General features: G+C 46.5%; 10 protein-coding genes, 1 riboswitch and 1 other annotated feature. Of the genes, 8 read left to right on the top strand and 2 right to left on the bottom strand.

Going from position 1 to position 12,814, the window contains the following annotated elements:
• Nucleotides 1–86: 86 nt before the first annotated feature.
• Nucleotides 87–1,340 carry an EAL and HDOD domain-containing protein gene (locus Q7C19_RS08665; RefSeq protein ID WP_290752142.1) on the top strand — a complete coding sequence of 418 codons (1,254 nt, stop codon included), beginning with the start codon at nt 87–89 and terminating at the stop codon, nt 1,338–1,340.
• A gap of 26 nt (nt 1,341–1,366) precedes the next feature.
• Here Q7C19_RS08665 and pckA read toward each other — a convergent pair whose 3' ends face one another.
• Entirely contained in the window at nt 1,367–2,935 is a 1,569-nt protein-coding gene (pckA, locus tag Q7C19_RS08660) for a phosphoenolpyruvate carboxykinase (ATP) (protein ID WP_375091952.1), read from the bottom strand.
• Nucleotides 2,936–3,169: 234 nt separating this feature from the next.
• Nucleotides 3,170–3,296: riboswitch (SAM riboswitch) on the top strand.
• Nucleotides 3,297–3,424: 128 nt separating this feature from the next.
• Here pckA and metK point away from each other — a divergent pair.
• From metK to Q7C19_RS08645, 3 genes are all read left to right on the top strand, one after another.
• Nucleotides 3,425–4,633, top strand: coding sequence for a methionine adenosyltransferase (gene metK / locus Q7C19_RS08655; protein WP_023469108.1), 1,209 nt, complete (start codon nt 3,425–3,427; stop codon nt 4,631–4,633).
• 137 nt (nt 4,634–4,770) lie between these two features.
• On the top strand, nt 4,771–5,259 hold the full coding sequence (locus tag Q7C19_RS08650; RefSeq protein WP_035406114.1) for a GNAT family N-acetyltransferase: 489 nt from the start codon (nt 4,771–4,773) through the stop codon (nt 5,257–5,259).
• A 78-nt stretch (nt 5,260–5,337) separates the two neighbouring features.
• Complete coding sequence (locus tag Q7C19_RS08645; RefSeq protein ID WP_035406117.1) at nt 5,338–6,042, top strand: serine aminopeptidase domain-containing protein; 705 nt, start codon at nt 5,338–5,340, stop codon at nt 6,040–6,042.
• Between the two features lie 50 nt (nt 6,043–6,092).
• On the opposite strand, the gene mnmM is transcribed toward Q7C19_RS08645, so the two are convergent.
• Nucleotides 6,093–6,689: a tRNA 5-(aminomethyl)-2-thiouridylate-methyltransferase MnmM gene (gene mnmM / locus Q7C19_RS08640; RefSeq protein WP_375092151.1), complete on the bottom strand. Its 597-nt coding sequence runs from the start codon at nt 6,687–6,689 to the stop codon at nt 6,093–6,095.
• A 156-nt stretch (nt 6,690–6,845) separates the two neighbouring features.
• Between mnmM and Q7C19_RS08635 the strand changes: the two genes are divergently transcribed.
• The 4 genes from Q7C19_RS08635 (at nt 6,846) to leuS (ending at nt 12,691) form a co-directional block, all read left to right on the top strand.
• Nucleotides 6,846–8,024 carry an MDR family MFS transporter gene (locus Q7C19_RS08635; RefSeq protein ID WP_056062761.1) on the top strand — a complete coding sequence of 393 codons (1,179 nt, stop codon included), beginning with the start codon at nt 6,846–6,848 and terminating at the stop codon, nt 8,022–8,024.
• 183 nt (nt 8,025–8,207) lie between these two features.
• Nucleotides 8,208–9,242 carry a peptidoglycan bridge formation glycyltransferase FemA/FemB family protein gene (locus Q7C19_RS08630; protein ID WP_375091951.1) on the top strand — a complete coding sequence of 345 codons (1,035 nt, stop codon included), beginning with the start codon at nt 8,208–8,210 and terminating at the stop codon, nt 9,240–9,242.
• A 90-nt stretch (nt 9,243–9,332) separates the two neighbouring features.
• Nucleotides 9,333–9,977 (top strand): HAD family hydrolase, encoded by a 645-nt coding sequence (locus Q7C19_RS08625; protein ID WP_035406128.1) that lies wholly within the window; start codon nt 9,333–9,335, stop codon nt 9,975–9,977.
• A gap of 38 nt (nt 9,978–10,015) precedes the next feature.
• Nucleotides 10,016–10,238, top strand: a binding site (T-box leader).
• 47 nt (nt 10,239–10,285) lie between these two features.
• A complete protein-coding gene (leuS, locus tag Q7C19_RS08620) occupies nt 10,286–12,691 on the top strand; it encodes a leucine--tRNA ligase (RefSeq protein ID WP_035406130.1) in 2,406 nt (801 codons plus the stop codon).
• Nucleotides 12,692–12,814: the final 123 nt, after the last annotated feature.

The following is a 12,814-nucleotide window of genomic DNA, read 5'->3' as shown; positions in this document are numbered from 1 at the left end:
TACATTGTAAAAAACAATAATCTCCTAAAAAGTAAACTTTGATATAATAGAAACCATCTGAGGACAATGGAGGGGGCAGGAGAACGATGGATATCTTATTAGCACGTCAACCCATCGTTAATCGAGTTGGATCAATTGATGCATTTGAATTATTGTATCGTTCGATTGAACAAATGACTATTTTTGATGGGGATTTAGCGACGATGGATGTATTGACGAATACACTCGTCCATATGGGGGTGGAACATGTCGCGGAAGGAAAAAAACTTTTCGTCAACTTTACGTCAGATTTGTTGAAAAGTGATCTGATTCATTATTTAGATCCTAACCGATTCGTCATTGAAATTTTAGAGACAGTTGATATTGATACTGAAATGTTGTCTGTTCTGCATAGTTGGAAAGAAGCAGGCTTCACATTAGCACTTGATGATTTTGTGACAGATTTACTTCGACAGCACGGAGCGGAATTGTTTGCGTTGATCGATTTAATTAAAATCGACATCGAGGCAATTTCCCCTCGCGAGCAAAGTGCCATTTTGCATATCGTTCGACGTAATTATCCTCATATTAAGATGCTTGCTGAACGTGTCGAGACACACGAGGATCATACACGTTGTCTTGATATGGGGTATGACTGGTTCCAAGGCTATTTTTATGCTAAACCGATGCTGATGAAAGGGAAAGCTGTTCCACCACAATTGCCGGTGTTGTTAAAGATGCTGAAGTGGCTTGATACGGATGAGAAGTACGATGAAGTCATTGATGAAATCGAAGCCAATCCGTATATCAGCATCCAGGTATTACAACTAATCAATTCTCCGGGAGTGGGATTACGCAATACAGTTAGTTCCGTTCGTCAAGCGATCTCACTACTTGGCTTCGCTCAACTTAAAAGCTGGATTTCGTTGATTGTATTACGTGAAATGAAGCTCGCAAGTCCTTATGAATGGTCGAATGAGTTGCTGCGTTCTTCCTTACATTGCGCAAAGCTCTGTGAGTTGTTTGCAACAGAAACAAGGACGCTGCAACAAGAGAGTGCCTATATGATCGGCTTGTTATCGCATATCGATGCGTTATTGTCCGTTGATATTGACGACATCATCGATCAATTGCCAATCGAGGATTCCTTGAAGATTGTCCTCCAAGGAAAAGACCATCCGTTCCGGGATTGTCTAGTGCTTGCGATCAGCGCAGATCGCGGTGATTTCGAACAGTTCGAATTGCTCAGTCAACGGTTAGGTGTATCACTTCCGCGAGCATATGCGTTACTTACGGAAAGTCAGGAGTGGCTTATGCAAAAAGAGATGCATCTTCAAGAAGAGACAGATGCCATTCTATAAAAAAAAGAGCCCTGAGGCTCTTTTTTTTATAGACATGGACCTGCTGACTTGATCGCATCCGTCGCACTTTCGAAACGAAGGAAATTATGTTGGAATTTCTCAGCAAGCGAACGCGCTTGTGTGTTGTATTCGTCAGGATTTGACCAGACGCGTACCGGATTGAGTAATTCACTTGGAACACCAGGAACTTCAAGTGGCATATGAAGTCCGAAGATTGGGTGCTCTTCTGTTGGAATCGCTGCAAGTGTTCCGTTGACGGCAGCGTTGACCATCGTCCGTGTATACGATAGCTTCATTCGACTACCTGTCCCGTAAGCACCGCCTGTCCAGCCTGTGTTGACGAGATAAACGGTCACACCGTGACGATCAATCAGTTCTCCGAGCATCGTCGCATACTTTTCAGGTATCAGTGGAAGAAATGGTGAACCGAAGCATGTCGAGAACGTTGCTTCCGGTTCCGTGATACCACGCTCTGTTCCAGCAAGTTTTGATGTATAACCTGATAGGAAATGATACATTGCTTGTTCTTTCGTCAATTTACTGATCGGAGGCAAGACGCCATACGCATCAGCCGTCAAGAAGACAATCGTCTTCGGATGACCAGCCCGTGATGGAACAGCGATGTTATCGATCGCTGTGATCGGATAAGCAGCACGTGTATTTTCTGTCAACGATGTGTCATCGTAATCAGGATGACGAGATTCATCGAGCATGACGTTTTCAAGGACAGTTCCGAAACGGATCGCATCAAAAATTTGCGGTTCTTTTTCGCGTGACAGATTGACCGTCTTCGCATAACATCCACCTTCAATGTTGAAGACGCCGTCATGCGACCAACCATGCTCATCGTCACCGATCAATTGACGGCTATCGTCTGCTGACAGGGTGGTCTTACCAGTACCGGATAGACCGAAGAACAAGGCGACGTCGCCTTCGTGTCCGACGTTTGCTGAACAGTGCATCGAAAGGACATTTTCTTGTGGTAAGAGGTAGTTCATGACGGAAAAAATCGATTTTTTGATTTCGCCCGCATATTCGGTTCCACCGATCAAGACGATCCGGTGTTCAAACGACATGGCGATGAATGTCTCGGAATTCGTTCCGTCAACGGTAGGATCTGCTTTGAAATGTGGCGCGTAGACGACCGTGAACGGTTCGAAGGCAGCCACTTCAGGATACTCGCGTAAAAAGAGTTGTTTGGCAAACAGGTTATGCCAAGCGTATTGTGTGAGCACACGAACCGGAAGGGTGAAGTGCGTATCTGCCCCAGCAGCAGCTTCTGTGTAGTAGAGCTGATCGGCTTCGTTCATGTAACGAAGAACCTTTTGTAACAATTGTTCAAATTTGTCTCCATCCATCGGTTGGTTAACATGACCCCAATCAATGTGAGACTCGCAGGAAGAATCACGGACGATGAACTTATCTTTTGGTGAACGACCTGTAAATTTCCCCGTTTCTACAGATAGTGCGCCGTTCTCAGCAAGGACACCTTCTTCGTTTCGAATCGCATGTTCGACAAGTTCAGCAACAGATAGTTGTTTGAACACATGCTCTTTCTTGAGTAGTTCTTCGATATTCAGGACCGTCATCGGCATCCTGACCCCACCTTTCCCCTACGTTGGTTTTGGCTCACTGCATTTAGTATGACACATTCATTATATATGACATACTAAAGGGAGCGCAATCATTTTCTAGTGCTGATTTCTATTTATCTGGAAACGCTTTCAGCATTAATAGTTTAACATCTCTTTTAAAAAGTTTCGACTAGAATTTGAAACCTTGCTTGACAGAGTAGGTACAACTTTATATCATGTAATTCGTAACGGATACTCTTATTCTGAGCAGGTGGAGGGAACAAGGCCCGAAGAAACCCGGCAACCGTCCTACATTAATTCATATATTAATGAGGGAAAAGGTGCTCTCCTGAAGCGAAGTAAACACTTCGAACGATAAGAGGGTAAAGGAAGAACGCACAACCTTTCCCTGACCATTTTTTGGACTTGGAAAGGTTTTTTTCATTTTACCGTCCCACTCAACTAGGGGAAATGAGTACACCGTCAAATTCTTTTTTGGGAGGGTCATACATGACAAACCTTAATCGCCGACTATTCACGTCGGAGTCAGTCACTGAAGGTCATCCAGATAAAATCTGTGACCAAATTTCGGATTCAATCCTCGATGCGATTCTTGCAGCGGATCCAAATGCACGTGTTGCGGCAGAAACTTCTGTTACAACAGGTCTCGTTCTCGTTGCAGGTGAGATCACGACATCCACTTACGTCGACATTCCAAAAGTCGTTCGTGAAACGATTCGTGAAATCGGCTACACACGCGCGAAATACGGTTTCGATGCGGATACATGTGCTGTATTGACATCGATCGATGAGCAATCAGCAGATATCGCTCTTGGTGTCGACCAAGCGCTTGAAGCACGTGAAGGTAGCATGTCTGATGCAGAAATCGATGCAATCGGTGCAGGAGACCAAGGTCTTATGTTCGGTTACGCAACGAAAGAAACACCAGAACTCATGCCACTTCCAATTTCGCTTTCGCACCGTCTCGCACGCCGTTTGGCAGAAGTGCGTAAAAACGGTCAACTCGACTACCTTCGTCCGGACGGAAAAACACAAGTCACGGTCGAATACAACGAGAACAACGAGCCGGTTCGTGTCGATACGATCGTCATCTCGACACAACATGCGGAAGAAGTTACGCTTGAGCAAATCCAAGCTGATTTGAAAGAACACGTCATCACACCGGTCATCCCGGCTGAATACATCGACGCAGCAACGAAATTCTTCATCAACCCAACTGGTCGTTTCGTCATTGGCGGACCACAAGGAGATGCTGGATTGACTGGTCGTAAGATCATCGTTGATACGTATGGTGGATACGCACGCCACGGCGGTGGAGCATTCTCAGGTAAAGATCCAACAAAAGTCGACCGTTCAGCTGCATACGCAGCACGTTACGTCGCGAAGAACCTCGTTGCTGCAGGTCTTGCAGACAAAGCAGAAGTTCAACTTGCGTACGCAATCGGTGTCGCGCACCCTGTATCAATCGCAGTTGATACATTCGGCACAGGAAAACTTCCTGAAGCACAACTCGTCGAATTGGTTGCTGAAAACTTCGATCTTCGTCCGGCTGGAATCATCAACATGCTTGATCTCCGTCGTCCGATCTATCGTCAAACAGCTGCATACGGTCACTTCGGTCGTACAGATGTTGAGCTTCCATGGGAGCAAACAGATAAAGCAGCAGTTCTTGAAGAACAAGCAAAACGTTTCGCATAATCAAAAAGTCCGGAAATCCTACGTGGGTTTTCGGGCTTTTTTGTTTCCGCGGAACTTTGCAGGAAACGAATGTTTTTTCTAGAAAAGGGTAAAAGTACATGAGTCGATTTGTATGAGTATAAAGGGGGGTTCCGATTATGGAAATACGCGAAGCTATTCCAGCTGATGCAGGACGTATTCATGACATTGCTATCACATCTTGGTTGGATACTTATGAAGAAATCTATTCCGAACGTTCGAAAGCGCATTTCGTGCAGGAGGCGTATCCGCAAGAAGAAGTCGTTCGTGCGATCCGGACGGCGGAAGAAGCACGGGGAGAGTATTTTTATGTCGGAATCATCGACGAGGAAATCGTCGGTTTCATTCATGCTGTTGATGTCGAAGGAACATGGGAGATCATTCGGCTTTACGTCTTGCCGGAATATCAGCAAAACGGAATCGGAAGACGTCTGATTCGTGAACTCGAACGACAAGGAGCCGTCCCACTCGAAGTCTACGTGGAAGCACGTAACTATAAAGCGCGTCAATTCCTGACCTCATTTGGTTTTGAAGAACTTAGTGAGATGACGGAAGAAGTGTTTGGGCAAGCGGAATCAGTCGTTCGTCTTCGCCATGTTGCCTCGTGAAATCCGTCTCGGGACGGTTTCGTTTGCGTTTGAAATAAGGTATCGTGAAAAGGAAGTATGAAGTGAAGAGGTGAGTTTGTGGTTGAACAACCAACAGGAATCATCGTATTAGTCTATCCGTTACAACTGCGTGCCCGTCCGAGTGAAGCTTTGATTCGAGTACTCGAAAGAGAGTATGAAGTGCTACTCGTCGACGCACCACGTCGCATTTCGTTTGAAGAGCACGGTCAACTGTTAAAAGAAGCATTACGCGAAGCAGGAAAACGAAAGCTACCGATTCATATCATCGCCTGTAGCATGGGGGCACTCGTCGTCAATCGTCTGTTGCAAGAATATGAACTACCAGTCGCAAGTCTTGCGTTCGTTTCACCATTGTTTGATTGGCATCCGTCGAAACAACTCGGAGGTGTCAAACAAGTCTTCGCGAGTGCGTTTGATCGTTTCCGTCCCGATGCGCCACTCGGTACGTTGCCGTTTGGTCAAAGTACGGAAGATACCGTTCGCATCGGTGAACTGACGTATGCGCAGTACCGGGAAATCGAAGAAGAGATCGTCGTACATGACGAGGAACGAAAAAAACTGCCTCGTGTAAACTTGGCTTGTTTTTATGCACCAGACGATCAGTTCGCAGACGTTAAACTGACACTCGAAGTATGTCGGAAAATGGGTGGCGATCAGATTTACTTACAACGTCTACACGGTTTCCCGCATTTCAGCTTTGAACGGTTGAATACACGGTTTGCGGAAAAATTATTGTTGTTTTTTAAATTAGTTGAAGAATGAAAAAAGTGATGGTTTCCATAGCGGAAGCCATCACTTCTTTATTTCTACTGTCAGCGCACTTTTTTCTCGATCGCGATGATGAACGGTGGATGATTCTGTTGATTCAAGAAGCGGTACTGAAGAACGGCATAACCTTGCTGATCAAGGGCTGTGACGTAATCTAGGACAGCATCGCGTTCCCGTTTTCCTTCAAGATGACCGTGATAGACGACAAGGACGACAAGACCACCAGGTGCAAGTACCGGGAGGAGAGCGTCGAGTGCTTCAAGCGTCTCTTCACCTGTCGTCGTGATCGATTTATCACTTCCAGGCAAGTATCCGAGATTGAAGACGCCGGTACGAACAGGCCGTCGTTCGTCCGAAAGACGCGCACCAACATGGATGTGACTTTCGTGATAAAGATCGACACGTTCTAACATTCCGGCTTCGTCGAGACGTCGTGTCGATTCCTCGATGGCTTGAGCTTGGACGTCGAACGCAAGGACTCTACCTTCTGGACCGACGCATTCTGCTAAGAACTGCGTATCATGTCCATTTCCGGCAGTCATATCGACGACGCAGTCACCAGGTTCGATGACGGACTCCAGTAATTGTTTCGTATAAGGTAGTACACGGGCAAGTGACATGGCATAGACTCCTGTTCCTATGGGCTGTTTTTCTCTTTATACATGATCATCGTATGTATGATTCCTCCTGCATTATACCATCTTTTGAGTCATTGACGAAAAGTGAAGTGGCTTGACAGGCGGGGGAGGGATTGCGTAAAGTGGCAAGGTTGAGAATGAAATAGGAGGACCAAAGGTATGCCAAAATTACCAAAAGCGGTCTGGATCCTCGTCCTTGCGATGGCCATCAATACGACGGGATCCTCTTTTTTATGGCCGTTCAATACATTATATATTCATGAATATTTAGGGGAGTCGATGACAAAAGCCGGAATGGCGTTATTCGTCAACTCAGCCTTAGCAATCGTTGGGAACTACTTAGGCGGAAAAGCGTTTGACCGACTCGGCGGAAAGAAGACGCTTGTCATCAGTGTCATCGGACTTGTCCTGTCTTCCGTCGGCTTGTTGCTATTTCATCAGACGTATATTGGATACGTCGCGATGCTTGGATTGATTGGATTCGTCGGTGGGATGGTTTTCCCAACGATCTACGCAATGACGGGCGTCATCTGGCCGGAAGGCGGACGCCGCGCCTTTAATGCGATCTATGTCGCGCAAAACGTCGGTGTAGCCCTCGGGACAGCTGTTAGTGGTCAAATTGCTGCTTTTTCGATTCAGTACATCTTCATCGCCAATCTCGTTCTCTATATCGTCTTTGCCATCATTTTGTTTGTCGGTTTGTCCTGGATTCAGGCGCCAGCGCGGATGCATGCGGCACATGACGAGATCGAAACGACACGCACACCACTTTCGCGCGGATCCGCACGGACGATGTTGCTCGTTTCGATCGGTTATGCCTTACTTTGGTTCGTTTATGTGCAATGGCAAGGGACCTTTGCTGTCCATACGAAATCGCTCGGTGTCACGATTTCCGAGTACTCGATTCTTTGGACAATCAATGGAGCGCTTATCGTGTTCGCACAACCTTTATTAACACCAATTCTTCGTTGGTTTGGAGATGATTTGAAACGCCAACTGATGACCGGGACAGGGATCTTTCTTCTCTCTTATCTGATTGTTCCGTTTGCAGGCGGCTTCAAGATGTTCCTCGTGGCGATGATCATTCTGACAATCGGTGAGATGTTCATCTGGCCAGCGGTTCCTGCAATGGCGGCGCGACTTGCGCCAATCGGAAAAGAAGGAGAATTCCAAGGATACGTTAATATCGCTGCTTCAGCAGGACGGATGATCAGTCCGACAGTTGGAGGTTTGATCTACGATTTATCAGGTATGTCAGCAGTTTTCTTGACCTTAATTGGATTGATCCTGTTAGCAGGAGTTGTCTTCCTTCGTGCTATTCCTAAAACCACATCATGAGCTTTATCTTGTGAGACAGCGGACAATAGATCAGCTGTCTTTTGTTACATCATTCGTTCGAAAATTATAAAACAAACATTTAATAATATGGAATATTTCGGCAAAGAAACGGGTACTTTCTAATCAAGAACTTGAAAAGAAAGGTCATATGAACGTTGCTTCTTTTTGACTGGAGGTGCACGGATGGAAAGGTGTCAATTCATCACAGATGCCGCAACTTGGACGACACACGTACAGAAACAGCCTCTTGATATCTTCTATAGTCACCAATACGTCACGCTCAACGCTAGACCGTCTGAGCAAGCGGTATTATTTCTTTATGAAGGTCATGCAGGAACACTGTTTTATCCTTTTTTGAAGCGTCGTATTTTTGATACGCCTTATTCAGATCTCATTACCCCGTACGGCTATGGCGGACCGGAAATCATCGGTCGACTGACTGCGTCCGAGATCCAGCAGGCTCGTTTATCCTTTGAGAGGTGGGCGGAGCAAGAATCGATCGTCTCGGAAATGATCCGCTTTAATCCATTAACAGGTAATGAACGGCTTATGCAGGACTGGACAAAAGTTTCCTTCATCCGTCATACGACGAGTATTGATTTGCGTCCTTCACTTGAAGATATCATGCAGACATTTCATAAGAAGACGAGAAGCATGATTCGTAAATCGCTTGCTTCACCCTTAACCGTCAGAACAGGAACACGGGACGATCTACCTGTTTTTTTAGCGTTGTATCATGAAACGATGGACCGGAAGAATGCCTCGGCTCATTATTATTTTACCGCGACGTATTTTGAGCAATTGATGGAGACGAACCCACTTTGTGAGCCCTTATTACTGATGGCGGAAATCGACGGAAAAGCGGTTGGGGGATACTTCGTATTGCTTGGAAAAGAATACGCCCACGGTCATTTGATCGGCTGTAAGCGGGATGAAGCGAAGATGTTCCCGAATCAGCGACTTGAGTACGAAGCAATTCTTCAGGCAAAAGCACGGGGACTCGTCGAACAACATCTTGGGGGCGGGTATCAAGAACGGGATAGTCTTTTTGAGAGTAAATGCCGTTACACTGGATATCGACTATTTGAGTATCATCAAGGAAAATCCATCCTGCAGCCATCACTATATGATTTGCTCTGCGTACGATACGGATCAAATGCTGATTCCGATTATTTTCCGGCGTATCGACAAGCTGGTATTCAGGTGGCAACTAGTTAAATAGATAATGAGAGTATGAAAACGACTACATCGTGTAGTCGTTTTTTTGATATGCTGAAGTCAGGATCGATCAATAAAGGGGGAGTTATCGTGAAAAAACGCGGTCTGATTTTTGATATGGACGGGGTTATCTTAGATAGTGAGATTCGCTACTTTGAAGTGCATCAACAGATGTTCAAAAGGTTATCGATTCCGCTTGATCCGGTTCAGTATGCGACGTTCATGGGAAAAACAGGAGATGAAATGTGGGAAGAACTCGTCGCCCAGCATCAGCTGAAAGAAACAGCTAGTGCGTTGCTTGAGGAAGAACATCGCTTGTTTCAAATTCATGCAAAGCCGGAGGAGTGTGGATTAAAAAAAGGCGTCACACAAGTCATCGAACAAGCGGCGACTCTTGGTTACGATATCGGCATTGCTTCTTCGAGTTCACTTCAGAAAATCGAACGTGTCATCCGTCATTATGGGCTTCCGATCACGCACTACGTCAGTGGAGAAGAAGTCATCCGTTCGAAACCGGATCCCGCGATTTTTCGACTTGCGGCAGAGCGGATTGGACACGCACCCGAGAACTGTCTCGTCATTGAAGACGCTGCGAACGGGATGATTGGTGCGAAAGCAGCAGGCATGGAAGTGATTGCGCTTCTTGATGACCGGATGCCAACGCAACGCTTAGAGCAAGCGGATCATGTCGCGCAATCACACGCAGAAATCGAGGAAATTTTACGGAAGCGTTGACGCTTGAGGAAGAAACAGATTACACTAGAAAAAGATAGTCAAATGCATGGAACTGAAGTAGTAGGGGAAAGGTGCCGTCAAGAGAGCTGGTGGAAGGTGCGAACCAGTCGGTAACAACCGTGAACTCGTCAGGGAGCACGATTCGTGAAGTCGTAGTAGCGAATCCGGTCTTTCACACCGTTATCCGTGAATCAAGCGGTCTGTCATAGACAGACAACGTGGGTGGTACCGCGGAAGCCAAACCGGTCTTTCGTCCCTTTTCTTAGGGGCGGAAGACCGGTTTTTTTTAGATTAGAGGAGGAAAAGACATGCCGTACAATCATCGCGAAATTGAACCGAAATGGCAGGCGCGTTGGGATCAAGACAACGCCTTCGTCACGACAGAAGATCCAGAAAAAGAAGGGTTCTATGCCCTTGATATGTTCCCGTATCCGTCAGGTGCTGGACTCCATGTTGGTCATCCGGAAGGTTACACAGCAACGGATATCCTCGCACGGATGAAGCGGATGCAAGGATACAATGTCCTTCACCCAATGGGATGGGATGCGTTCGGATTACCAGCAGAACAATACGCACTCGATACAGGAAACGATCCACGCGAATTCACAGCGAAAAACATCGAGACGTTCAAGCGTCAGCTTAAAGAACTTGGATTCTCGTATGACTGGGATCGTGAAATCAACACAACGGATCCAAAATACTACAAATGGACGCAGTGGATTTTTACGAAGTTGTATGAAAAAGGACTTGCCTTCGTAGACGAAGTCGCAGTCAACTGGTGCCCGGCACTTGGAACTGTCCTTGCGAATGAAGAGGTCATCGACGGATTATCCGAACGCGGAAATCATCCGGTTGTGCGTGTTCCGATGCGTCAATGGGTCTTGAAAATCACGGAATATGCGGATCGCCTTCTTGAAGATCTGGATGATCTCGATTGGCCGGATTCTGTCAAAGAGATGCAACGCAACTGGATCGGGAAATCTGAGGGTGCTGAGATTGATTTCACGATTGATGGACATAAAAAACAAGTCACGGTCTTTACGACACGTCCGGACACGATCTTCGGTGCGACGTATCTAGTACTTGCACCGGAGCATCCATTCGTAGCTGACATCACGACAGCGGATCACAAGGAAGCCGTCGATGCGTACATTTCGCAAGTCCAAACGAAGTCAGATCTCGAGCGAACGGATTTAGCGAAGGAAAAAACGGGTGTCTTCACGGGTGCTTTTGCGGTCAATCCGATCTCAGGCGATCGTCTTCCAATCTGGATCGCTGATTACGTCCTTGCTTCTTACGGAACAGGTGCGATCATGGCTGTTCCAGGACACGATGAGCGCGACCACGAATTCGCGAAACAATTCGACTTACCGATCGTTGAAGTCGTCGCGGGTGGAAATGTCGACGAAGCAGCCTACACAGGAGAGGGCGAACACGTCAACTCGCATATGCTTGATGGACTTGGGAAACAAGAAGCAATCGAGACGATGATCGCTGAACTCGAAACGAACCAAGTCGGTCGTAAAAAAATCACGTATCGACTCCGAGACTGGTTGTTCAGTCGTCAACGGTATTGGGGCGAGCCGATTCCAGTCGTTCATATGGAAGATGGTTCAATGAAAACACTCAATCAAGAGGAATTACCGCTTGAACTTCCAATCATTCCAGAAATCAAACCGTCTGGTACGGGCGAATCACCACTTGCGCTTGCTGAAGACTGGTTGGATTACACAGATCCTGAAACAGGAATGAAAGGCCGTCGCGAGACGAATACGATGCCACAATGGGGCGGAAGCTGCTGGTACTACCTTCGTTTCATCGATCCACACAATGAAGAAGCGATTGCGGATCCAGAAAAATTAAAATACTGGCTTCCTGTCGATATTTATATCGGTGGGGCAGAGCATGCTGTTCTCCATTTGTTGTATGCACGGTTCTGGCATAAAGTCTTGTATGATGCAGGCGTCGTACCAACAAAAGAACCATTCCAGAAGTTATACAACCAAGGAATGATCCTTGGAGAGAACAACGAGAAAATGTCAAAATCTCGCGGTAACGTCATCAACCCAGATGAAATCGTCAAGTCGCATGGTGCTGATACGTTACGTTTATACGAAATGTTCATGGGACCACTCGATGCATCGGTTGCCTGGTCTGAGAACGGTCTTGACGGAGCGCGTCGTTTCCTCGATCGCGTTTGGCGCTTGTTCGAACGGACAGCAGACATTCAAGACGTCACGGAAGTCGATGCTGACTTCGAACGGACATACCACCAGACCGTCAAGAAGGTCACGGAAGACTTCGCGAACATTCAGTTCAACACCGGGATTTCGCAACTCATGGTCTTCGTCAACGAAGCGAATAAACAGCCGGTTCTTCCGCGTCACTTCCTTCGTGGATTCATTCAATTGTTAACACCAGTCGCACCGCACCTTGGTGAAGAACTGTGGGAACAACTTGGCTTTGAAGAGACATTGACGTATGCGGCATGGCCAACATTCGATGAATCAAAACTTGTCAGCGATACGATGGAATTCGTCATTCAAGTGAACGGTAAAGTTCGCTCGAAAATCGAAATCAACATCGATGCGACAAAAGAAGAAATCGAAGCACTTGCCTTTGCTGATGAAAAGACACAAGAATGGATTGGCGACAAGACGGTTCGGAAAGTCATCGTCGTACCGAAAAAATTGATCAATATCGTGGCGAACTAAGCCATAACCCCTTTCATTCACTTGATGCGAATGGAAGGGGTTTCTTCATTTCCGTCGCAAGTCCGCTTTTTTTTTGAACGTCCTTCTGCTACACTGAATCAGAAACCGAGAAAGAAAGGCGAT

This window comes from Exiguobacterium sp. PHA03 (genome assembly GCF_041945985.1).
Lineage (GTDB): Bacteria > Bacillota > Bacilli > Exiguobacteriales > Exiguobacteriaceae > Exiguobacterium_A.
The sequence above is the reverse complement of the archived record's forward strand: the minus strand, read 5'-3'. Positions and strand labels throughout refer to the sequence as shown.